Origin of the sequence: Sphingobium ummariense RL-3 (assembly GCF_000447205.1) — a bacterium.
GTDB classification, from domain to species: Bacteria; Pseudomonadota; Alphaproteobacteria; order Sphingomonadales; family Sphingomonadaceae; genus Sphingobium; species Sphingobium ummariense.
Window position 1 is genome coordinate 87374 of the sequence record NZ_AUWY01000022.1, and the last position, 20130, is coordinate 107503.

Annotated in this window: 23 protein-coding genes; 8 read left to right on the top strand and 15 right to left on the bottom strand. The window is 66.2% G+C overall.

What is annotated here, in order from left to right; all coding sequences use genetic code 11:
* Positions 1-79 precede the first annotated feature (79 nt).
* The 6 genes from grxD to M529_RS26800 form a co-directional block, all read right to left on the bottom strand.
* Positions 80-412 (bottom strand): Grx4 family monothiol glutaredoxin, encoded by a 333-nt coding sequence (grxD, locus tag M529_RS26775; protein ID WP_021316364.1) that lies wholly within the window; start codon positions 410-412, stop codon positions 80-82.
* A 62-nt stretch (positions 413-474) separates the two neighbouring features.
* A complete protein-coding gene (locus M529_RS26780) occupies positions 475-708 on the bottom strand; it encodes a BolA/IbaG family iron-sulfur metabolism protein (RefSeq protein ID WP_021316365.1) in 234 nt (77 codons plus the stop codon).
* A gap of 13 nt (positions 709-721) precedes the next feature.
* Positions 722-1045 carry a DUF1476 domain-containing protein gene (locus M529_RS26785; RefSeq protein WP_021316366.1) on the bottom strand — a complete coding sequence of 108 codons (324 nt, stop codon included), beginning with the start codon at positions 1043-1045 and terminating at the stop codon, positions 722-724.
* Positions 1046-1099: 54 nt separating this feature from the next.
* The gene (leuD, locus tag M529_RS26790; protein WP_021316367.1) at positions 1100-1693 is read right to left on the bottom strand and encodes a 3-isopropylmalate dehydratase small subunit; all 594 of its coding nucleotides are present in this window, start codon (positions 1691-1693) and stop codon (positions 1100-1102) included.
* Positions 1694-1802: 109 nt separating this feature from the next.
* Positions 1803-3254, bottom strand: coding sequence for a 3-isopropylmalate dehydratase large subunit (gene leuC, locus M529_RS26795; protein ID WP_021316369.1), 1452 nt, complete (start codon positions 3252-3254; stop codon positions 1803-1805).
* Between the two features lie 89 nt (positions 3255-3343).
* Positions 3344-4030 (bottom strand): glutathione S-transferase family protein, encoded by a 687-nt coding sequence (locus tag M529_RS26800; protein ID WP_021316370.1) that lies wholly within the window; start codon positions 4028-4030, stop codon positions 3344-3346.
* Between the two features lie 277 nt (positions 4031-4307).
* On the opposite strand from M529_RS26800, the gene M529_RS26805 reads away from it, so the two are divergent.
* Positions 4308-6116 carry a DUF885 domain-containing protein gene (locus M529_RS26805; protein ID WP_021316371.1) on the top strand — a complete coding sequence of 603 codons (1809 nt, stop codon included), beginning with the start codon at positions 4308-4310 and terminating at the stop codon, positions 6114-6116.
* A gap of 148 nt (positions 6117-6264) precedes the next feature.
* Here the strand turns inward: M529_RS26805 and M529_RS26810 are convergent, their stop codons facing one another.
* Entirely contained in the window at positions 6265-7857 is a 1593-nt protein-coding gene (locus tag M529_RS26810; RefSeq protein ID WP_021316372.1) for an isocitrate lyase, read from the bottom strand.
* 133 nt (positions 7858-7990) lie between these two features.
* Here M529_RS26810 and M529_RS26815 point away from each other — a divergent pair, with 133 nt between their 5' ends.
* Complete coding sequence (locus tag M529_RS26815; RefSeq protein ID WP_031294125.1) at positions 7991-9388, top strand: helix-turn-helix domain-containing protein; 1398 nt, start codon at positions 7991-7993, stop codon at positions 9386-9388.
* Positions 9389-9391: 3 nt separating this feature from the next.
* Here M529_RS26815 and M529_RS26820 read toward each other — a convergent pair whose 3' ends face one another.
* Positions 9392-9838 carry a MarR family winged helix-turn-helix transcriptional regulator gene (locus tag M529_RS26820; protein ID WP_021316374.1) on the bottom strand — a complete coding sequence of 149 codons (447 nt, stop codon included), beginning with the start codon at positions 9836-9838 and terminating at the stop codon, positions 9392-9394.
* A 77-nt stretch (positions 9839-9915) separates the two neighbouring features.
* Between M529_RS26820 and M529_RS26825 the strand changes: the two genes are divergently transcribed.
* The 3 genes from M529_RS26825 to M529_RS26835 are packed head-to-tail and all read left to right on the top strand — an operon-like array spanning position 9916 to position 11489.
* On the top strand, positions 9916-10653 hold the full coding sequence (locus M529_RS26825) for a DUF899 domain-containing protein (protein WP_021316375.1): 738 nt from the start codon (positions 9916-9918) through the stop codon (positions 10651-10653).
* 9 nt (positions 10654-10662) lie between these two features.
* Positions 10663-10863, top strand: a complete 201-nt coding sequence (locus M529_RS26830; RefSeq protein ID WP_021316376.1) for a hypothetical protein — start codon at positions 10663-10665, stop codon at positions 10861-10863.
* On the top strand, positions 10860-11489 hold the full coding sequence (locus M529_RS26835) for a glutathione S-transferase family protein (RefSeq protein WP_021316377.1): 630 nt from the start codon (positions 10860-10862) through the stop codon (positions 11487-11489). Before M529_RS26830 ends, M529_RS26835 begins: the two co-directional genes overlap by 4 nt.
* Positions 11490-11492: 3 nt before the next feature.
* Here the strand turns inward: M529_RS26835 and M529_RS26840 are convergent, their stop codons facing one another.
* Both M529_RS26840 and M529_RS26845 read right to left on the bottom strand, forming a co-directional pair.
* Positions 11493-11696 carry a hypothetical protein gene (locus M529_RS26840; RefSeq protein WP_021316378.1) on the bottom strand — a complete coding sequence of 68 codons (204 nt, stop codon included), beginning with the start codon at positions 11694-11696 and terminating at the stop codon, positions 11493-11495.
* Between the two features lie 42 nt (positions 11697-11738).
* Positions 11739-12674: a right-handed parallel beta-helix repeat-containing protein gene (locus M529_RS26845; protein ID WP_021316379.1), complete on the bottom strand. Its 936-nt coding sequence runs from the start codon at positions 12672-12674 to the stop codon at positions 11739-11741.
* A 177-nt stretch (positions 12675-12851) separates the two neighbouring features.
* Between M529_RS26845 and M529_RS26850 the strand changes: the two genes are divergently transcribed.
* A complete protein-coding gene (locus M529_RS26850) occupies positions 12852-13685 on the top strand; it encodes a TIGR00266 family protein (RefSeq protein WP_021316380.1) in 834 nt (277 codons plus the stop codon).
* 160 nt (positions 13686-13845) lie between these two features.
* Here M529_RS26850 and M529_RS26855 read toward each other — a convergent pair whose 3' ends face one another.
* Complete coding sequence (locus tag M529_RS26855; protein ID WP_021316381.1) at positions 13846-14142, bottom strand: terminase small subunit; 297 nt, start codon at positions 14140-14142, stop codon at positions 13846-13848.
* A gap of 317 nt (positions 14143-14459) precedes the next feature.
* Between M529_RS26855 and M529_RS48920 the strand changes: the two genes are divergently transcribed.
* Together M529_RS48920 and M529_RS26860 are read left to right on the top strand one after the other, a co-directional pair.
* On the top strand, positions 14460-15260 hold the full coding sequence (locus M529_RS48920) for a DUF7946 domain-containing protein (RefSeq protein WP_152522506.1): 801 nt from the start codon (positions 14460-14462) through the stop codon (positions 15258-15260).
* A gap of 386 nt (positions 15261-15646) precedes the next feature.
* A complete protein-coding gene (locus tag M529_RS26860) occupies positions 15647-17425 on the top strand; it encodes an ABC transporter transmembrane domain-containing protein (RefSeq protein ID WP_021316382.1) in 1779 nt (592 codons plus the stop codon).
* 20 nt (positions 17426-17445) lie between these two features.
* Here M529_RS26860 and M529_RS26865 read toward each other — a convergent pair whose 3' ends face one another.
* The 4 genes from M529_RS26865 to M529_RS26880 form a co-directional block, all read right to left on the bottom strand.
* Positions 17446-17772 (bottom strand): PilZ domain-containing protein, encoded by a 327-nt coding sequence (locus tag M529_RS26865; RefSeq protein WP_031294127.1) that lies wholly within the window; start codon positions 17770-17772, stop codon positions 17446-17448.
* 78 nt (positions 17773-17850) lie between these two features.
* Complete coding sequence (locus M529_RS26870; RefSeq protein WP_021316384.1) at positions 17851-18840, bottom strand: nucleotidyltransferase family protein; 990 nt, start codon at positions 18838-18840, stop codon at positions 17851-17853.
* A complete protein-coding gene (locus M529_RS26875; RefSeq protein WP_021316385.1) occupies positions 18837-19697 on the bottom strand; it encodes an HprK-related kinase A in 861 nt (286 codons plus the stop codon). Before M529_RS26875 ends, M529_RS26870 begins: the two co-directional genes overlap by 4 nt.
* Entirely contained in the window at positions 19694-19972 is a 279-nt protein-coding gene (locus M529_RS26880; protein ID WP_021316386.1) for an HPr-rel-A system PqqD family peptide chaperone, read from the bottom strand. Before M529_RS26880 ends, M529_RS26875 begins: the two co-directional genes overlap by 4 nt.
* Positions 19973-20130 lie beyond the last annotated feature (158 nt).

Here is a 20130-nt window from a genome sequence, read left to right on the forward strand (position 1 = left end):
GGATTTCGTTCTCTATTCAATGATCGGGATCGGACGGCTTATGTCCGACATCGGCAATTCGACGGCCGCGGGGCGGCGCTCAGTTCGCTGCGGCGACACCCTGATCGGTCATGAACTGCTGCAGCTCTCCGGCCTCATACATCTCCATCATGATGTCGCTGCCGCCGACGAACTCGCCCTTCACATAAAGCTGGGGAATGGTCGGCCAATCAGAGAAAGCCTTGATGCCTTGGCGGATGGCCTGGTCCTGCAGCACATCCACCGTGTCATAGGCGACACCAAGATGCTCCAGGATCGCGATCGCGCGGCTGGAGAAGCCGCATTGCGGGAAGAGCGGCGTACCCTTCATGAAGAGCACCACGTCGTGGCCGTTGACGATCTCGGCAATCCGCTGCTGCACGGCGTCGGTCATGATCCTGGTCTTCCTGTCAGGCATCCTCGCTTCGGTCGAGGAACGCAAATTCCGTTGATCGTCTAGTTGGGAATGGCGGTCGTCAGTTGCAAGGCGTGGAGCACGCCGCCCATCCGCCCGCCAAGTGCCGCATAGACCGCGCGTTGCTGCGCCACCCGGCTGAGGCCACGAAAGCTTTCCGCCACCACCCGCGCGGCATAATGATCCCCGTCGCCGGCAAGGTCGGTAATCTCGACCTGCGCGTCCGGGATCGCGGCCCGGATCATGTCGGCGATTTCCTCGGCGGCCATCGGCATATGGGCGATCCGCTTACTGCGCTTCGATGAATTGACGGCGAGCGACGACCTGTTGCTCTTCCAGCGCCGCGCGCACGCCAGCCTCGTCGATGTCGATTCCAGCCTGGGTCATGTCGCCCAGCACCTTGCGGATCACATCTTCGTCGCCGGCTTCCTCGAAATCGGCCTGCACCACAGCCTTGGCATAGGCATCGGTTTCCTCCGGGGTGAGGCCCATCTTTGCAGCCGCCCATTCACCCAGCAAGCGGTTGCGCCGCGCCTGAATGCGGAACTGCATTTCCTGGTCGTGCGCGAACATATTCTCAAAGGCGCGCTCGCGGTCGTCGAAAGTGGTCATGCTCTAGCCCTGTAGAAGGAGGTTATCGATCCGCAGATATGCGGATCGGCCCGCTTACGCAATGGCGGGAACAAGCCAGGGGCGCTCCCCGGCGACCTGCGCCTCATAGCGGTCGATCACATCCGCCTCATCCAGGGTCAGGCCGATCTCGTCCAGACCGCCGAGCAGGCAATGCTTGCGGAACGGGTCGATGTCGAAACCGAAGCGGTCCTGAAATTCGGTCGTGACGGTCTGGCTCTCCAGATCGACGTGGATGGGATCGGTCTTCGCGACCTCCATCAGCCGGTCGATCGCCTCCTGCGGCAGGACGACGGTCAGGATGCCGTTCTTGAAGGCATTGCCGGAGAAGATGTCGGAAAAGCTGGGCGCGATCACCACGCGGATGCCGAGGTCGCCAAGCGCCCAGGCGGCATGCTCCCGGCTCGACCCGCAACCGAAATTATCGCCGGCGATCAGGATCGGGCTGCCGGCATATTCGGGATCGTCGAAGACGTTGCCCGGCTCCTTGCGCAGCACCTCGAACGCGCCCCTGCCCAGCCCGGCGCGGCTGATGGTCTTGAGCCAATGGGCCGGGATCACGATGTCGGTATCGACATTCTTCATGCCGAAAGGATAGGCGCGCCCTTCGACGCTGGTGAGCTTTTCCATCAGCGGACCTGCTTCGTCTCCGGAGCGGGGGTGTCCTCCGCGCGGCCCAGCGTGGCGGCCATGGCGGCGCTCGCCAGCGCGCCCAGCGCCAGCACCCAGAAAATCTTCTTCACGCGGCAACCCCCTCTTTCTTATCCATCCATTCGCGCACGTCGGTGAGACGCCCGGTGATTGCTGCTGCCGCCGCCATGATCGGCGAAACGAGATGCGTCCGCGATCCCGGCCCCTGCCGTCCCATGAAATTGCGGTTGCTGGTCGATGCACAGCGCTCGCCGGCGGGCACCCTGTCGGGGTTCATGCCCAGGCAGGCCGAGCAGCCAGGCTCGCGCCATTCGAAGCCGGCGGCAGTGAAGATGCGGTCGAGCCCTTCCGCCTCCGCCTGGCGCTTCACCAGACCGGAGCCGGGGACGACCATGGCATGCTTGATGCTGTCGGCGATCCGGCGCCCCTGCAGCAGCGCGGCGGCAGCGCGCAGATCCTCGATCCGGCTGTTGGTGCAGGAGCCGATGAAGATGTGCTCCACCGCGACATCCTCCATCCGCTGCCCGGCCGAGAGACCCATATAGTCGAGCGACTTCTGCGCGGCGGCCCGTTTGGACGCGTCGGCGAAGCTTTCCGGATCTGGCACCACGCCGGTCACCGGCACGACGTCCTCCGGGCTGGTACCCCAGGTGACGCTGGGAGAGATGTCGGCAGCGTCGATCACCACGGTCTTGTCGAACACGGCGCCCTCGTCCGTGTGCAGCGTCTTCCACCAGGCGACGGCAGCGTCCCACGCCTCGCCTCTGGGCGCCATCGGCCGGCCCTCCAGATAGGCGAAGGTCTTTTCATCCGGCGCGAACAGGCCCGAACGGGCGCCCGCCTCGATCGACATGTTGGCGACGGTCAGCCGTCCTTCGACCGACATGTCGCGGAAGACGGAGCCGCGATATTCCATGACATAGCCCGTGCCGCCCGCCGTGCCGATCCGGCCACAGATCGCAAGCGCGACGTCCTTGGGCGTGACGCCGAAGCCCAGCTCGCCCTCGACCACGACTTCCATCGTCTTCGACTGCTTCAGGAGCAGAGTCTGCGTGGCGAGCACATGTTCAACCTCCGACGTGCCGATGCCGAAGGCCAGCGCGCCCAGCGCGCCGTGCGAGCTGGTGTGGCTGTCGCCGCAGACCAGCGTCGTGCCCGGCAGGGTGAAGCCCTGTTCCGGCCCGATCACGTGGACGATGCCCTGCTCGGGATCGGCATCGCCGATCAGGCGGACACCGAATTCGGGCGCATTGCGCTCCAGCGCGGCAAGCTGCTGCGCGCTTTCCGGATCGGCGATCGGGATGCGATTGCCGGCCGCGTCACGACGCGCCGTGGTCGGCAGGTTGTGATCAGGCACCGCCAGAGTGAGGTCGGGCCGGCGCACCTTGCGCCCTGCGAGACGAAGCCCTTCGAACGCCTGCGGGCTCGTCACCTCATGGACGAGGTGACGGTCGATATAGATCAGGCACGTGCCGTCCGGGCGGCGCTCGACGACATGCGCGTCCCAGATCTTCTCATAAAGGGTGCGGAGCTTAACCATGGTCCCCTCCCCCTAGACCCGGAATCCGGGTCCGAAAAGGGGGAAAGGGATCGCTTCGTGCCCTTTTCCCCCTTCGAGAGGCAAGAAAGTTACATCGCGCGATGATCTTCGAGGATACGGCCGGCCGCTCCGACCTCCGCCTCATGGCTTTCCTCCCGCCAGGTTTCGGCAAGCGCGGCCGCTTCCCATTCGCGCATCGCGGGCAGCGCCAGCATATGATCGACCCATGTCCGCGCAACCGGTCCGACATCCAGCCCATAGGTTCGCATGCGGAAAGCGACGGGCGCATAGAAGGCGTCCACGGCGGTGAAGGCCGCGCCGGCGAGGAACGGACCGCCGAAGCGTTCCAGCCCCTCCTCCCACAGCTCCTTGAGACGGCCGATATCCTTGTTAAGGGCGGGCGACGGCAGATGCGTCTCGACCCGGACGCCGACATTCATCGGGCAGTCATTGCGCAGCGTCGCGAAGCCGCTGTGCATTTCAGCGACAGCGCATTGCGCCCAGGCGCGCGCTTCCTTTTCCCATGGCCAGACGCCCGGATGCCGTTCTCCTACATAGAGTGCGATGCCGAGCGAATCCCATATGGTGCGATCCCCGTCGAGCAGTACAGGCACCTGCCCAGTGGGGGAAAAGCTGCGGAACGCCGCATAGTTGACCGCTTGCGTGAAGGGCTCGATCCGGTCCTCGAACGGGATGCCGAGCGCCTTCATCAGCACCCAGGGCCGCAGCGACCAGCTCGAATAATTCCGGTTGGCGGTGACGAGCGTGTAGGACATCGGTTCTCCCCTTTTTGCCTGCGCGCCCGATAGGGCGACCGCATGACGGGGAAAAGCAGGAACCTTGCAAGGGTTGCATAAGGAAGGCTTATGAACGAGCTTTCCCCCGGCCATTTGCGGGCGCCTGTCCCGGCATTCTGCCCTTGCGACAAAAAAAGCGCCGCCTCGACCGACTGCATCCCCCATGCAGTGGAAGCGATTTCCTTGCCCTAGCCAAGCCCTTGCAATCACGTCACAAGAGCGGCCTCCCTGCCCCGCCCCCTCATGGAGTATCTTCGTGGACCGACGCCAATTCCTCACCACCAGCGCCGGCGCGATCGCGGCGATGACAACACAGCGCGTGTTCGCCCAACCCGCAAGCGAGGACGCGCGGCTGCGCACGATGCTTGATGCCTTCTTCTATGAGCGTCTGGACGATTCGCCCGAGCAGGCGACACGGCTCGGGCTCGATACCGGGTCACGCGCGGCGCTGCGCGGCAAGCTCGGTGACACCAGCGCCGCCGGGGTCGCACGCGACCTTGCACGCACCAAGGCGCAGGCGCGCCAGCTGGCCGGCATCGACCGCACGAAGCTGAGTTCCGCCGGCAGGCTCGACCGCGACGTCGTCGCCTATCAGCTCGACCGGGCCATCGTCGGCGAGCGCTTCGGCTATGGCGAGACGGCGGGGCGATATGCCCCCTATATCCTCAGCCAGCTTACCGGCTCCTATCGCGAAACCCCTGATTTCCTCGATTCCCAGCATCGGGTGAAGGACGCGGCGGATGCCGATGCCTATCTGTCGCGCCTCGAAGCCTTCCCGGTGGCGATGGACGGCGAACTGGAACGGCAGAAGGCCGATGCCGCAAAGGGCGTGTTCGCGCCCGACTATATCCTCGACACCACGATGAAGATGCAGGCCGCGCTGCGCGATCAGCCAGCCGCGCAGACGGTGCTGGTCGCGTCCTTCGCAAAGAAGCTGGCAGCAGCGGGCCTCCCGGCCGACCGCGCCGCGCAAGCGGAGAAGATCGTCACCGAGCGGATTTTCCCCGCCGTCGATCGCCAGCGTGCCCTGGTGCGGGATTTACGGGCGAAGGCCGTGCATGATGCCGGCGTGTGGCGCCTGCCCGATGGCGAGGCCTTTTACGCCGCGGCCGCCGAGGCGGCCACCACCACGCGGATGACCGGCGAGGAAATCCACCAACTCGGTCTCGACCAAGTGGCGGAGATCAGCGCGCGGATCGACACGATCCTCAAGGGCGAAGGGATGGGTCAGGGCACTGTCGGCGACCGGCTGGTGGCGCTCAACCAGCGGCCCGACCAGCTCTTCCCCAACACAGACCCAGGGCGCGAGGCACTGCTCGCCCAGCTGAACACCCAGATCAAGGCGATGCAGGCGCGGCTGGGCGAGGCCTTCCACATTTTGCCCAAGGCACCGGTCGAGGTGCGGCGCGTGCCGCCGACGATCCAGGCGGGCGCGCCGGGTGGCTACTACCAGAATGCCTCGCTCGACGGGTCGCGGCCTGCCATCTACTTCATCAACCTGCGCGACACGTTCGACCGGCCCAAATTCGGCCTCGCGACGCTGACCCACCACGAGGCGGTGCCGGGCCATCATCTTCAGGTGTCGGTGGCGCTGGAATCGACCGCCATTCCGCTGATCCGGCGGCGCGGCGGCTATAGCGGCTATTCCGAGGGCTGGGCGCTCTATGCCGAGCAGCTTGCCGACGAGATGGGCATGTTCGAAGGCGATCCGCTCGGGCGTGTCGGCTATCTTCAGTCGCTGCTGTTCCGCGCGACGCGGCTGGTGGTCGACAGCGGCATGCATGCCAAGCGCTGGAGCCGGGAGAAGGCGACCGACTATCTGATCGCCACCACCGGCATCGCCCGTGGCCGGAGCCAGGGCGAGATAGACCGCTACACCGTCTGGCCGGGCCAGGCGTGCAGCTACAAGATCGGGCACACGGTCTGGAACGACTTGCGCGAAGAGGTCAAGCGCAAGCAGGGTGCGGCCTTCGATCTCAAGGGTTTCCACGACGTGCTGACCCTGGGCGCCATGCCGCTGGACATTCTCAAAAGCGCGGTGCGGGAGCGGGCGGGGATCGCCTGACTCCGACTACTACCATAGGAAAAAGGCGGCCTAGGAGGGAAGCTCCAGGCCGCCAAGGTTCCTCCACCCTCTATGCGGGGGTCTGCACTTCCCCGCACTCAGGTTGGTTGCGGACCGGTGGGCCGCGAACGGTTTCCACCGACGACCGTCAGGCGGCGAATTGGTTCATCGTGTTGTGGGCGCCGCCAGCCTTGAGCGCTGCCTCGCCCGCAAAATATTCCTTGTGATCGTCCCCAATGTCGGAGCCCGCCATGTTCTGGTGCTTGACGCAGGCGATACCCTGGCGGATTTCCTGCCGCTGCACGCCCTTGACGTAGCCCAGCATGCCCTGATCGCCGAAATATTCCTTGGCGAGATTATCGGTGCTGAGCGCCGCCGTGTGATAGGTCGGCAGAGTAATGAGGTGGTGGAAGATGCCCGCCTGCGCCGCCGCGTCCTTCTGGAAGGTGCGGATGCGCTCGTCGGCCTCCGCCGCCAGCTCGGTCGCGTCATAGTCCACGCTCATCAGCTTCGTCCGGTCATAGGCCGACACGTCCCTGCCCGCTTCGGTCCAGGCATCGAACACCTGCTGACGGAAATTCAGTGTCCAATTGAACGAGGGCGAGTTGTTGTAGACCAGCTTAGCGTTCGGGATGACTTCACGGATGCGGCGCACCATGCCGCCGATCTGGCCGATATGCGGCTTCTCGGTTTCGATCCACAGCAGGTCGGCCCCGTTCTGGAGCGCGGTGATGCAGTCGAGCACGCAGCGATCCTCTCCGGTGCCGGGCCGGAACTGGTAGAGGTTGGAGGGCAGGCGCTTGGGCCGCGCCAGCTTGCCATCGCGGCTGATGAGCACATCGCCATGGCCCACAGCGGTCGGATCGACCTCTTCCACGTCGAGGAAGCTGTTATACTGGTCGCCAATATCACCCTTCTCGCGGACATAGGCGATCTGCTTGGTGAGACCCGCGCCAAGCGAATCCGTGCGCGCAACGATCACGCCGTCATCGACGCCCAGTTCCAGGAAGGCATAGCGAACCGCCCGAATCTTCGCCAGGAAGTCCTCGTGCGGCACGGTGACCTTACCGTCCTGGTGGCCGCACTGCTTCTCGTCGGAAACCTGATTCTCGATCTGGATGCAGCAGGCCCCCGCCTCGATGAACTTTTTTGCAAGCAGATAGGTGGCTTCCGCATTGCCGAAGCCCGCATCGATGTCCGCGATGATCGGGACGACATGGGTTTCATAGGCATCGATCGCCTGCTGGATGCGCTGCACCTCCACCGCATTGCCGGTGTCGCGAGCCTTGTCCAGGTCGCGGAACAGGCCGCCCAGTTCGCGAGCATCCGCCTGCTTCAGGAAGGTGTAGAGTTCCTCGATCAGTGCCGGAACGCTCGTCTTCTCATGCATCGACTGGTCGGGCAGCGGACCGAATTCGCTGCGCAGAGCGGCCACCATCCAGCCGGACAGATAGAGGTAGCGTCCCTTGGTGGTGCCAAAATGCTTCTTGATGGAGATCAGCTTCTGCTGGCCAATGAAACCATGCCAGCAGCCCAGCGACTGGGTGTAGTTGGCCGGGTCGGCATCATAGGCGGCCATGTCCCGGCGCATGATGCCGGCTGTGTACCTGGCGATGTCGAGGCCGGTGTGGAAGCGGTTCTGCAGGCGCATGCGCGCAACCGATTCTGGCGCGATACCGTCCCAACTGGCCTGGCCGCCGATAAGGTCTCCGGCCTTCGCGATTTCCTGTTGATAACCCATGGTCAGTCCTTGATCGCTTGAAAGATGCCTCGATCTAGGACCCGTTTCTGCGACGCGGCAGAGGCCATGACGTATAGTTGTCGATCTTTACAAAAATCCTGTGTAAAGTTGTAAGGAACGTACGGAGTCAGGCATGGCGAAAGATCGTCCGGTTTACATGGGGCCACGATTGCGGCGGTTGCGGCGGGAACTTGGCCTGACCCAGGCTGACATGGCGGCCGACCTTGAAATCTCCGCCAGCTATGTCGCGTTGCTGGAGCGCAACCAGCGGCCCCTGACCGCCGACATGCTGCTGCGCCTGGCACGCACTTACCGGCTCGACATGGCCGAAGTGGCGGGGGACGGCGGCGCAGAGCAGACGGCCCGACTGCATGCGGTGCTCAAGGATCCCATGTTCGCCGATATAGACCTGCCCGCACTCGCCACAGACGACGTGGCCGTCAACTATCCCGGCATAACAGAAGCGCTGCTGCGGCTGCACACCGCCTATCGGGAGGAGCAACTCGCGCTGGCCGACAAGGAAGCAAGCGGGGCCGAGGCAACTGACCAGGCCGACCCGGTGGCTGAATCGCGCCGCTTCGTCGCCGCGCGGCGCAACAGCTTCCCGGCACTGGACGACGCGGCCGAAGCGCTGGCGACGCAAGCGGAGCAGGCAGGCGGCCTGTCCGGATGGCTGAGGGCGAAGCATAATCTGCGCGTGCGCCGCCTGCCTTCGGACGTCATGGCAGGCTCGATGCGGCGGCTCGACCGCCATCGTGACGCCGTACTGCTCGATGATTCGCTCGACGGAGCGAGCGCGCAATTTCAACTCGCGCTCCAGATCGCCTATCTGGAAATGCGCGGGATCTTTGACGCCATTCTGAAGGGCGGTCAGTTCGCGACCGAAAGCGGCCGCCGTCTGACCCGGCGCGCGCTCGCCAGCTATGGCGCTGCCGCGATCCTGATGCCCTACACCCCTTTTGCCAAGGCGGTGGAGGCGCGCCGCTATGACGTCGAGGCGCTCGCGCGCCAGTTCGGAACCAGCTTCGAGCAGACCGCTCACCGCATGACCACTCTCCAGAAACCCGGGCAGGAGCGGGTGCCCTTCTTCTTCCTTCGCATCGACCCGGCGGGCAATGTCAGCAAGCGGCTGGACGGCGCAGGCTTCCCCTTTGCTCGCCATGGCGGTTCCTGCCCGCTCTGGTCGGTCCATCGCGCGTTCGAGCGGCCGCGCGAAGTCATCACCCAATGGCTGGAGCTACCTGACAGCCAGCGCTTCTTCTCGATCGCCCGGACAGTGACCGCTGGCGGCGGCGGCTGGGGCACGCCTAAGGTCGAACGCGCCGTTGCGCTATGCTGCGCCGCCGAGCATGCGCACCGGCTGGTGTATGTCCAGCCCGAAGCGCCGATGCAGCCGACACCGATCGGGGTGACCTGTCGCCTCTGCCACCGCATCCAGTGCATGGCCCGCTCCGCCCCGCCGATCGGCCGCGAGATGCTAGCTGACGACTATCGCCGGATGCACGCGCCTTTCGGCTTTGCGGACGGGTAGCCGTTATGAAAGCGCGACCAGCAGTGGTCGCAATACGCCCGGTCCGCCGCCCGGCAGGCGGCCTTCGATCGCCGCGTGGGTGCTTTCCCAAATGGGCACGGCCGATGCCAGCACCGCCTGTCCCGCTTCGGTCAGGGTCAGCAGGCGGCTGCGGCGGTCATCGGGGTCGACGGCGACGGTCACGAGCCCCTCACGCTCCAGCGGCTTGAGGTTCGCGGTCAGGGTCGTGCGGTCCATCGCCAGCAGCGACGCGACCGATCCGATCGTCGGCGGCACCGGCCGGTTGAGCGACATCAGCAGGGAGAACTGCCCGCTGGTCAGGGCCACCGGACGCAACGCCTCGTCGAAACGGCGGGCGACGGCACGGGCGGCGCGCTGCGCGTGCAGGCACAGACAATGATCGCGCACGAAAAGAGTGGTTTCGAACGGAACAGGCCGGTCTTTTGACATAACGCAATTATGTTGATATCAACTCTTTCTGTCAAGCGGGACTCGCGGAGCGAAGCCCATTGCAGGAGGAGAAGGACATGGTGGACCATCCGATCGCGTCGCGCGCCCAATGGCTGGAAGCGCGCAAAGCACTGCTTCTGCGGGAGAAGGAGCAGACGCGGCTACGCGATGCCGTAAACGCCGAACGGCTGGCACTTCCATGGGTGAAGGTGGAGAAGGAATATGCTTTCCACACGGCTGCCGGGCGCCGTACGCTGGCACAGCTGTTCGACGGCCGCAGCCAGCTCGTGGTCTATCATTTCATGTTCGCGCCCGGCTGGGAGGCGGGGTGCAAGGGCTGCTCCTTCGTCGCCGACCATCTCGACGGCACGCTGCCGCATCTCAACCATCACGACGTCACGCTGCTCGTGGTGTCACGCGCGCCGCTTGGGGAGATCGAGCGCTACAAGCAGCGCATGGGCTGGCGCTTCCCTTGGGTGTCGTCGAACGGCAGCGAGTTCAACTATGATTATCAGGTGTCGCTGCGGGCCGATGACGATGCCGCAATCTATAATTTCGAGGCCGCAACCAACGACGCCAAGGAGGCAGCCGAACTGCCTGGCCTCAGCGCCTTCGTGCGGGGCGAGGACGGGACGGTCTATCACAGCTATTCCAGCTATGCGCGGGGCGTGGAGGAGTTGCTCGCGACCTATATGATACTCGACCGCGCGCCGCTGGGCCGCAACGAGACCGAGATCATGGGATGGATGCGGCGGCATGACGAATATGAGGATGAGTCCCCGGCCACGGCACTTGGCGAGGCCGTGACGGCCTGAGCGGCGGCGATGCTGTGCTGTCTCCTCGCACTGACGGCGATGGCGGGCGCAGTCCTTGCCCGGTGGCGCCGCGCCATCGGCTGGGCGGCCGCCATCGCCCTGCTGACCGGGGCCAGCGCGGCGCTGGCCTGGTCACTGCAGGACATGGCCGCCGGTGACCACTTCGTTCCGCGCGTCTTCTGCCACCCCTTTCCCGGAGTCCTGAAATGACCACGCTTTACTATTCCGACGTGCTGATGCCGCGGAAGGCCTGCGCCTTCGCCCGGCATGTCGGCGCGGACATCGACTATCGCTATCTCGACCTCAGCAAGGGCGAGCACAAGGCGCCGGACTATCTGTCGATCAATCCCAACGGCAAGGTCCCGACGCTGGTTGAGCATGACCGGACGCTGTGGGAAGCCAATGCCATCATGGCTCTGCTCGCTCGCCGGCTGGCGCCCGACTATCTGCCGCTCGACGACCGGCTGATCGAGGTGCAGCGCTGGCTGAGCTGGGATTCGCAGCATTTCACCCGCCATGGCGGCAGCCTCTATTTCGAACATGTCATCCGCGCCAAGTTCGGCATGGGCGAGCCGGATGCCGACGCCGTGGCGGAGGCGACGGGGCACTTTCGCACCCATGCCGCCGTCCTCGACGGCCATCTGGACGGACGGCAATGGCTGGTCGGCGACGCGCCGACCATCGCGGACTTCGCGGTCGCGGTCACCCTGCCCTATGCCGCGCAGGCGCATATCCCGGTCGAGGACTATCCCGCCGTCAGCCGCTGGCACGAGCGGATGATGGCGCTCGACGGCTGGAGCGATCCCTTCCCGGTCCGGGTGGCCGAACCGGCCTGAGGCTCAGCCTTCCAGCAGGTCCACATAGGCGACCACGTCATTATCGGTGGCGAGGAACAGGCCGTCCTGCACCTCCTCCGGCTGTTGCGCCGCGATCCGCATCGCTTCCGCCAGCGGGCCATAGAACAGCGTGGTGGCCGCCCCGCCCTCCTCTCCGCCGCTCAGATGGTAGAGGCGGACGGTGGCGGTGTCGTAGGTCGTGCGCATCCCCCTCTTATCCGGCGGCGCGCCCGCGCTGGCAAGCGGGGATCAGCGCCGGTCCTGCACCTTGATCCCCCCCGCCAGCCGGTTGCTGCCGATCCGCACCGCGTCGTCGGTGAAATTGGCGACGAAGGTGCTGCTGCGCGACAGTCCGGGGACGAAGGAAGCGCTGTTGCCGTCGATGACCAGGCCCGCGCTGCCATGTTCCCGCCCTTCCGGCGCGACGGTGATGAAGGCGCTGTAATTGTCCTTGTCGCGGCCCTGCACCATCTCGTTACCGGTGATGGTGCCGGTCGCGCCGTTGGACAGGTCGATCATGTAGTTGGTGACATGCCCGGCGCTGTCGTCGAAGCTGTTGTCGGTGATGGCGACGCGCGCGGTGCGGGTCTTGAGATAATGGCCGCCCATCCCCTGGTCGAAGCGCGAGCGGGTGACGGTCAGGCTGGCCATCCGTCCGATATAGACGCCGTGCGCGCAGTCGAGATCGCGGTCGCAGCGGCCGAGCTTGCGGAAGGTCGAGCGGTCGATGGTCACGCTGCCGGGGCCATCGCCGGTCAATATGCCTTCCTCGCTGTTGCGGAACAGGCTGTTGGCGACAGTCAGGCTGCCGCTTTCCAGGCGGATGCCGGCGCCGTTGCCGTCGGGCACGCGCAGGTTCTGGAAGACGATGCCGTCGACGGTGCTTGTCCGGCCGCGCAGTACCAACGCCGCCTTGCCCTCGCACGGCACGCCATCGAAGATCGCCGTGCCGGGCGTCGCGGCGCGGATGGTGAGGTCGCCGCCCTGCTGCACCGCGCATTCATGATAGGTGCCCGGCGCCACGATCACCGTGCCCTTGCGGTCCCCGATGGCGCCGATGGCGGCGCTGAGCGTCGGGAAGCCCTGCCCGCTCTCCGCCACCGTGAAGGGCGACGGGCCGCTCTGGGCAAAGGCGGTGGCGGTGATCGCCGCCGAGACGAGCAGGGTGATGGAAAGGGTGCGCATGGCGAGCGGGATAGACCCGCGCGGCAGGCGGGCCAATGCGCGAACGGGGTTAACGCGGCGATGGCCCGGAATGGGACAACGGCGAAGCCGGACCTTACCGGCGAGGCCAGAGCAAAGAGCATTGGCCCGGTCCCCGTCGTCGCGATAGACGGAAGCACCATCCGCAGGAGACTCGCCATGCCCGCATCCCCCTGGAGCCATCATCGCAGCGCCGGCCTGTCCGACGACATCGACTTCGCGATCAAGGGGCAGGAACTGCAGTTCCTGGAGATCGAGCTCGACCCCGGCGAAAGCGCCGTGGCGGAGGCCGGGGCGATGGTGTGGAAGGACGGCAGCGTCGCCATGACCACGGTGTTCGGCGACGGCAGCGGCGGGCAGGACGGCGGCTTCATGGGCAAGCTGCTGGGCGCGGGCAAAAGGCTGGTGACGGGCGAGAGCCTGTTCACCACCGTCTTCACCCACCAGGGCAGCGGCAAGGCGCGGGTCGCCTTCGCATCGCCCACGCCCGGGTCGATCCTGCCGCTGAAGCTGGATCAATATGGCGGCACGCTGATCTGCCAGAAGGACAGCTTCCTCGCCGCCGCCAAGGGCGTGTCGATCGGCGTCCATTTCCAGAAGCGGATCATGACCGGCCTGTTCGGCGGCGAAGGCTTCATCATGCAGCGCCTGTCCGGCGACGGATGGGTGTTCGTGCAGATGGGCGGCACGCTGGTCGAGAAGGAGCTGGCGGCCGGCGAGGAGTTGCATGTCGATACCGGCTGCCTGGCGGCGATGACGCCGACCGTCGATTTCGACCTGATCGCGGCGGGCGGGGTCAAGTCGATGTTCTTCGGCGGCGAAGGCGCCTTCTTCGCGCGGCTGCGCGGGCCGGGGCATGTGTGGATCCAGTCCCTGCCCTTCTCCCGCCTCGCCGGTCGAATGCTGGCGGCGGCGGGAAGCCGGGGCGGCCAGAATCGCGGCGAAGGATCGCTGCTGGGCGAGCTGGGCGACTTCATCGGCGGCAACAATTAGGCGACAGCGCCGAAGTTCACACCGTTGTCGGGCTTTTGGCAGCTGAAAAGGGCCGATAGTCACGGCGAAGCGACGGCGACGCGACAGGGACGCGCCACAAAGGCCACAGCGACGCGACAGTGAAGCCACAGCGAGGCCACAGGAACGCGCCACCAAGGCCTCACCCCCGCGCCTGTCGCGGCCCGGCAGGACCGGGTGCGAAGGGATCGGCGAGGCCTTGCGCGTAGAGCGCGAGCGCCCGATCCCACGTCCGGTCGAACCCGGTGCCTGCCAGGCGCCGGCGAAGGCGATGCGCGCTCGACCGCGACATGCCCGCCGCCTGCGCCGCCTGCGAGACATTGCCGGTGGCGAGGAGGGCGGTGAGAAAGAGGCGCTGCCGGTCGGCCGACCATCTGCCCCGGCGGGTGGAGGACAGCGCTGGCTGCGCGGGCGGATTGGGGGTGAGGTTCTGTTCCATCGACAAGGATAGACCAGAGATTATCCTACATTGGAAGTGGTCGCGGGGAAGGCGATGTGGAGAGATAGAGTCGGGATGTGGGACGTTCGGATGGTTGGGAATCGAGCAGTTTTTGATATTCGTGTGAGAAATTCCTCCGCTTGAAGCCGGTCATTCGTTGCCTGCCGATAGGGAGCCTACTCGATACTACGCTTCCCTCTGCATCATAGGACTCCCAGCCTAAAATAGCCGTTTCGGTAAAGACAAATATAGCTTATTCTCGATTTTCTCGAGTAATTGATTTTTATCTTGAATATCGTTTGCCGAGGGGATCTGAGATGGACGGTCTGACCATTATTTTTCGCGGGAGGGATGCTGATAGGGGTCATGTCGAAGCATTTGCCGGTATCGAAAGCGCGGCTGGCATTGCGCGTGCACTTACACTGATCGGACATTACGCCGCAACGGGATCAGTTCGGCACCGCTTCCCGTTCGACGAGACTGTGCAGTTTTATCTTGAGGGGACTGAGCAAGGCAGTTTCAACTGGAAGTTAACAGTCACCATCGCTGGTTCATTGGCGTTAGGCCTCGCCACAAACGGTCTCTATGATTTGGGGAAGCTCGCAATTGGACGCGCTATTGGCGAGGAACCGACAGGTATCAGCCAGCAGGTTGACGCAATAAATAAAGACAGGAGTGGAGACATTGATGCTCTGGTCGAAGCTATAGAGCCAGCCTTGAAAAAGGCGCATTATGGCATCGGTGAAACTATGAATGAAATCGTAATCGAAGAAACTCGCACGCGCCGAGTCCTAGTAAAATTCGATAGCGCTTCAAAAAGATATTTGAAGGACAGCGTTGAAGCTGACGACGATGTTCAAGACGTTGCGATCTCTGCGCTGAATGTAAATGACCGAACAGGGCGAGCCTATTTTCTGGATCTAAATCGCACCATTCCTTTTCGAGTATCGCGGGATGCTGATCCGTCAACAATGACCGTTCTATCCGCTGGCATTAACAGATATGCGAATAAGCTGCCTGCGCCAATCCGGCTCACATTTGCCAGGGTAGAAGCTGTGGATGGTCGATTGAAGCGGATTATCATTCTGAAAGCAGAAGATGTCTCCGATTCCGAATGATTAATTCCTTGACAATCCGACTGGATGCAGCGGCCTTATAAAATTCCTTTATTATCTTTGAGCCAGAACGACACCAACGCTTCCCCCCTTCATTGCCATTCCGCCACTTTCAGAATTTTCCTCACCCCAAGATTTGTCGTCCATTGATGCCACCGGACACGAAGGCCAGGGAGTCTCCGCGCGTTTCGCGGTCATTCATGCTGGTATCGCGCTTCTCCGTCCATCGAGGAAGCGCGCATCTTCCCTATCTTCGCCGGTGATACAGGAAATGGAACCCTTCCAACGCCTAGCTGCCTTTGATCCTTGCGTCCGCGTGTGGCCAAGGCGGCTCCATCCCGCCACCCGCACCCATTGAGGCAAGGGCGGCGGGCTGCTAAGCGCCGGCCATGAGGGATAGCGACCAGTCCACCGCGCGCCGCGAGCGGCCGCCGATCGGCAGCCTCGGCATGGTGTGGGCCTTCGCCCGACGCTATCCGGGCCGGATCGCGGGGGCGGCGGTCGCTCTGCTGGTTTCCTCCGCCGCGACGCTGGCGATTCCGAGCGGTTTCCGGCTGGTGATCGACCGCGGCTTCATGGGTGGCGGCGACATCGGCCGCTGGTTCCAGTACCTGTTCTTCATCGTCGTGGTGCTGGCCATCGCGACCGCCTTCCGCTTCTATTTCGTGTCCTGGCTGGGCGAGCGCGTCGTCGCCGACATCCGGTCCGCGACGCAGGCCAACCTGCTGCGGCAGGCGCCGCGCTTCTTCGAGGAGAACCGCCCGTCGGAGATCGCGTCGCGGATGACGGCGGACACGGCGATCATCGACCAGGTGGTCGGCTCCACCGTCTCGGTCGCGCTGCGCAACGTGGTGACGGGCGTGGGCGGGCTGATCTACCTCTTTGCCCTCGCGCCCAAGCTCGCCGCGCTGCTGCTGCTGGGCATCCCGCTGGTCGTCCTGGCCGTCGTCGGGCTGGCGCGGCGGGTGCGCAAGCTGTCGCGCGCCAGCCAGGACCGGCTGGCGGAGGTCGGCAGCATGGCTTCGGAAGTGCTGGGCGCGATGCGGATCGTGCAGGCCTTCGGGCAGGAAGCACGGGAGGCGGCGCGGTTCGACGCGACGGTGGAGTCCGGCTTCGCGACGGCCCGCCAGCGCATCCGGCTGCGCGCGGCGATGACCGCGATCGTCATCGCGCTGGTGTTCGGGGCGATCACGGCGGTGATGTGGCAGGGCGCGCTGGACGTGGCGGCCGGGCGCCTTTCCGGCGGCAGCATCGCTGCCTTCGTCCTGACCGGCGGGCTGGTGGCGGGCGCGTTCGGCGCGCTGTCCGAAACCTGGGGCGATTTGCTGCGCGGGGCGGGCGCGGCGAGCCGGCTGCACGAGCTGATGACCGCCGAGCCGGAGATCACGCCGCCGCCCGTGCCGGTGCCCGTCCCGCAGGAGATGCGGGGCGCGCGGCTGCAGTTCGAGGACGTGCATTTCCACTATCCGACCCGGCCGGACCAGGCGGCGCTGAACGGCATCGACCTCGACATCCGGCCCGGCGAGACCGTCGCGGTGGTGGGGCCGTCGGGCGCGGGCAAATCGACGCTGATCCAGTTGGCGCTGCGCTTCTACGATCCCGAGCGGGGGACGATCCGCCTGAACGGCGTGCCGCTGCCGCAGGCGGACCCGGGCGTGCTGCGCGCGATGATGGCGATGGTGCCGCAGGACAGCGTGATCTTCGCCGCGTCGGCGCGCGACAATCTGCGCTACGGCCGGTGGGACGCGAGCGACGAGGCGCTGTGGGCGGCGGCGCGGGCGGCCAATGCGGAGGATTTCCTGCGCGCCCTGCCGCAGGGGCTGGACAGCCAGCTGGGCGAAGGCGGCGCGCGCCTGTCGGGTGGGCAGCGCCAGCGCCTGTCGATCGCCCGCGCGCTGCTGCGCGATGCGCCGATCCTGCTGCTGGACGAGGCGACGTCCGCGCTGGACGCGGAATCGGAGCGGCTGGTGCAGGATGCGCTCGGCCGGCTGATGCAGGGCCGCACCACCATCGTCATCGCGCACCGGCTGGCGACGGTGCGCGCGGCCGACCGGATCGTCGTGCTGGACCAGGGCCGGATCGTCGAGCAGGGCAACCATGCCGCGCTGGTGGCGCGGGGCGGGCTCTACGCGCGGCTGGCAAGCCTGCAGTTCGAGGATGTCGGCTGAGGCCGGGCGAAACCGGACCGTCAGGCGCTACGTTTGCCGTGCAGCCGGACGAGGTGATCGAGAATGGCGGGATGCAGCGGCCGTTCGAAGGCGCAGCCCGATTCATGGGCACGGGTCCAGAGCACGCGGGCGCGACGCCCTTCAAAGCCCGGCAGCATCACCCACAGGTCGCCGCCGACGGTCAGCTTCATGAAGCTCTGCAACCGAAATCCGGTGAGGGATAGGTCCATGACGCGGCTGTTGAACCAGGTTTCGCCGGGGCGGCGGACCCGGACGCCGATCTGTACATAGGATCGCTCCGCCTGGCGGCTCGTCCGCTCGGAACTGCTCAGTCTTTCCGCGTTCATGGCCCTGGCCGCATGGTTCGGCGCCAGCATGCCGGCTCGGGGTAAGGAAATGGTTAAGCCGGGGGATGGGACATCCCTTCAGGCGGGCCGGTAGCCCTTGCGCCACTTGGTCCAGAGATGCCGGGCGAGCATGAGCGGCGGCATGCGCAGCCAGTGCGAGCGCAGGTAGAAGGCGAAGACGAGCAGCTTGCGCCTTTCCCGGCCCCAGCCGTCGCGGGCCAGCAACCGCGCCGCCACGATCCGGTCCCAGGGCGTCAGCCATGCGCCCGTGCCGTAGAGGGCAGCGGCGATCCGCCGGGCCTGGCGGACGTGCGACGACAGACCGTGCAGCGCCGCGCGCCGGTCCAGCGCCCGCGAATCGGCCTCCTCCAGCAGGCAGTGGATGTCCCACAGGTTGCGCAGCCCGCCCGCGAGGTCACCGTCCGCCAGCAGGTGCGCGGCGGCGTGGCAGACCCGGTCCTCCGCCGAGAGAATGCAGAGCCCGCCGGCGAGGGGCACGGCGTCCGCGATCATCGCGGCGGCGTCCGGGGTCTGGCGGGCGGTCAACGGCAGCACGGTGTGGTGGACGTCGATCATCCGGTCGCGATCGCGGTGGATCAGCGGGGGCAGCTCGTGCATCCACTGGCGGTAATAGGCATCGTCATAGGCGTCCTCCTTCACCCATTCCCAGCCGGCCGCCAGCAGAGCGCGCTCGACCTCCGCCATCGCACCCCGCGGCACCAATATGTCGAGGTCGCCGATGAAACGCCCCTGCCCCGCCGCCAGCCCGGCGGCGGCATAGGCCGTGCCCTTGAGCAGCACCGTCCGCACGCCGAGCGGGGCCAGCGCGGCGGCTGCGCGATCGGCCTCCCAGAGGGCCTGCCGCGCCTCCCGCTCCGCGTCGAGCCGGGCGTCGGCCAGGATCGGGCGGACGGCCTGTGGCACGGGCTGCTCGCCGATCCGCAGGGCCAGCGTGCCGATCAGCCGCTCGGCGCGGGCGGCGGCGATGAGGGCGTTCCAGCCGTCCGCATCGAGCGCCGCGACGCTGGCGGGGTCACGCAGCGCGCGCACCAGCAGCGCCGCGCTCATGCCAGTTCCTCCCAGAGCCGGTCGACCATCGCGGCGGCCTCCTCGCCCGAGGGAAAATCGATCGCCCGCGCCGGCACGGTGGTGACGAAGCGGGTCAGCGCGCGGAAACCGGGCTCGCCCAGCGCGACATAGTTGGTCGACGCCTGGGTCAGCCGCATGAAGACTTCCGCCTGTCCCACCGCCCGCACATCGGGGCCGTGGCCGAAGCGGGGGAAGAGGAGCAGCGCGGGGGGCGCGCCCTCCGCCATGCGCGCCACGGCGTCGGCGCGGGGGACGAGATGGCGGATGTCGCCCTTGGCGGTTCCGGCCAGCAGCGGTCCCATGCGCTCGCCCGGCACCTCCGCCGCGAGGACGTCGATCGCGCGGTTCTTGAGCGAGACGAGCCGGGGGAAGGGGAAGACGTGGCCGCTGATGAGGTCGAGCAGGGCGAATTCGTCGCCCATCAGCCGCCACCCGCGCTCTCCGAGCTGCGCCGCAAGCGTCGACTTGCCCGATCCGGATTCACCCGTCATCACCAGGACGCGCCCGTCCTTCTCCACGCTGGAGGCGTGGAGGAGGAGATGGCGGCGCCAGCCGAGCGCCATCTGCAGGTTCATCCCCATCTCCGCCGCCAGCAGTCCGTGGGCGAGGCTCATCGGCGCGGCGTCGGCGAGGCCGTGGTCGCCGGTGATGAAGATCGACGGCCGCAGCCATTGGCGCGCCCAGCCGGCGGGCTGGAGCCGGACGGTGAAGTCGGCGATGCCGTCGTCCTGGGGGTAGCCGGCGTAGAGGCGCGCGAGCTGCTCCACCGGGGCGCGCCAGGCGGAGCCGATGCGGAAGGAGGCGGGACCGATGCGGACCGTGAGCCTGTGCCTCATGCCGCGCGCACCAGCCCGAGCGCGGAAAGATGCGCCAGATGCGCGTCGATCGCGGCCACCGCGTCCTCGTCCGGTCCCATGTCGAAGGTGCGGGACAGGCGCGCATGCACGTCCCGCGCACCGGCCGGCACCCCGTCCGCGAGCGCCTCGAAAATCTCCGGCACCGGGCTGATGACCATATGCGTCTGGCCCGACGCGCGGTGGTAGAGCAGGACGACATCGTCCAGCACGCAGGGGAGGACGACGTCCTCCCGGTCGCGGCGATAGCGATTCATCCCTGGCCCCCGGCTGTCCATATCCCCGCCCTCCTAGCGCGGAGACGTAAGCAGCAGCCTAACGCGTCATCGAAGGGCGCGACAGCGCAGGTTGCGGCCGGGGTGGGCGCGTCCAGGCACGGAAGGCGTCGAGATAGGCGTCGAGCGCAACCTCCACC

Excerpts from the sequence above, each read along its gene's own strand:
- M529_RS26855 (WP_021316381.1), bottom strand. The coding sequence starts at position 14,142 with ATGGAACAGAACCTCACCCCCAATCCGCCCGCGCAGCCAGCGCTGTCC.
- M529_RS26825 (WP_021316375.1), top strand. The coding sequence starts at position 9,916 with ATGGTGGACCATCCGATCGCGTCGCGCGCCCAATGGCTGGAAGCGCGC.
- M529_RS26785 (WP_021316366.1), bottom strand. The coding sequence starts at position 1,045 with ATGACCACTTTCGACGACCGCGAGCGCGCCTTTGAGAATATGTTCGCG.
- M529_RS26860 (WP_021316382.1), top strand. The coding sequence starts at position 15,647 with ATGAGGGATAGCGACCAGTCCACCGCGCGCCGCGAGCGGCCGCCGATC.
- M529_RS26870 (WP_021316384.1), bottom strand. The coding sequence starts at position 18,840 with ATGAGCGCGGCGCTGCTGGTGCGCGCGCTGCGTGACCCCGCCAGCGTC.
- M529_RS26875 (WP_021316385.1), bottom strand. The coding sequence starts at position 19,697 with ATGAGGCACAGGCTCACGGTCCGCATCGGTCCCGCCTCCTTCCGCATC.
- M529_RS26865 (WP_031294127.1), bottom strand. The coding sequence starts at position 17,772 with ATGAACGCGGAAAGACTGAGCAGTTCCGAGCGGACGAGCCGCCAGGCG.
- M529_RS26840 (WP_021316378.1), bottom strand. The coding sequence starts at position 11,696 with ATGCGCACGACCTACGACACCGCCACCGTCCGCCTCTACCATCTGAGC.
- M529_RS26820 (WP_021316374.1), bottom strand. The coding sequence starts at position 9,838 with ATGTCAAAAGACCGGCCTGTTCCGTTCGAAACCACTCTTTTCGTGCGC.
- M529_RS26830 (WP_021316376.1), top strand. The coding sequence starts at position 10,663 with ATGCTGTGCTGTCTCCTCGCACTGACGGCGATGGCGGGCGCAGTCCTT.
- leuD (WP_021316367.1), bottom strand. The coding sequence starts at position 1,693 with ATGGAAAAGCTCACCAGCGTCGAAGGGCGCGCCTATCCTTTCGGCATG.
- M529_RS26780 (WP_021316365.1), bottom strand. The coding sequence starts at position 708 with ATGCCGATGGCCGCCGAGGAAATCGCCGACATGATCCGGGCCGCGATC.
- M529_RS26810 (WP_021316372.1), bottom strand. The coding sequence starts at position 7,857 with ATGGGTTATCAACAGGAAATCGCGAAGGCCGGAGACCTTATCGGCGGC.
- M529_RS26845 (WP_021316379.1), bottom strand. The coding sequence starts at position 12,674 with ATGCGCACCCTTTCCATCACCCTGCTCGTCTCGGCGGCGATCACCGCC.
- M529_RS26850 (WP_021316380.1), top strand. The coding sequence starts at position 12,852 with ATGCCCGCATCCCCCTGGAGCCATCATCGCAGCGCCGGCCTGTCCGAC.
- M529_RS26815 (WP_031294125.1), top strand. The coding sequence starts at position 7,991 with ATGGCGAAAGATCGTCCGGTTTACATGGGGCCACGATTGCGGCGGTTG.
- M529_RS26800 (WP_021316370.1), bottom strand. The coding sequence starts at position 4,030 with ATGTCCTACACGCTCGTCACCGCCAACCGGAATTATTCGAGCTGGTCG.
- M529_RS26880 (WP_021316386.1), bottom strand. The coding sequence starts at position 19,972 with ATGAATCGCTATCGCCGCGACCGGGAGGACGTCGTCCTCCCCTGCGTG.
- M529_RS48920 (WP_152522506.1), top strand. The coding sequence starts at position 14,460 with ATGGACGGTCTGACCATTATTTTTCGCGGGAGGGATGCTGATAGGGGT.
- leuC (WP_021316369.1), bottom strand. The coding sequence starts at position 3,254 with ATGGTTAAGCTCCGCACCCTTTATGAGAAGATCTGGGACGCGCATGTC.
- grxD (WP_021316364.1), bottom strand. The coding sequence starts at position 412 with ATGACCGACGCCGTGCAGCAGCGGATTGCCGAGATCGTCAACGGCCAC.
- M529_RS26835 (WP_021316377.1), top strand. The coding sequence starts at position 10,860 with ATGACCACGCTTTACTATTCCGACGTGCTGATGCCGCGGAAGGCCTGC.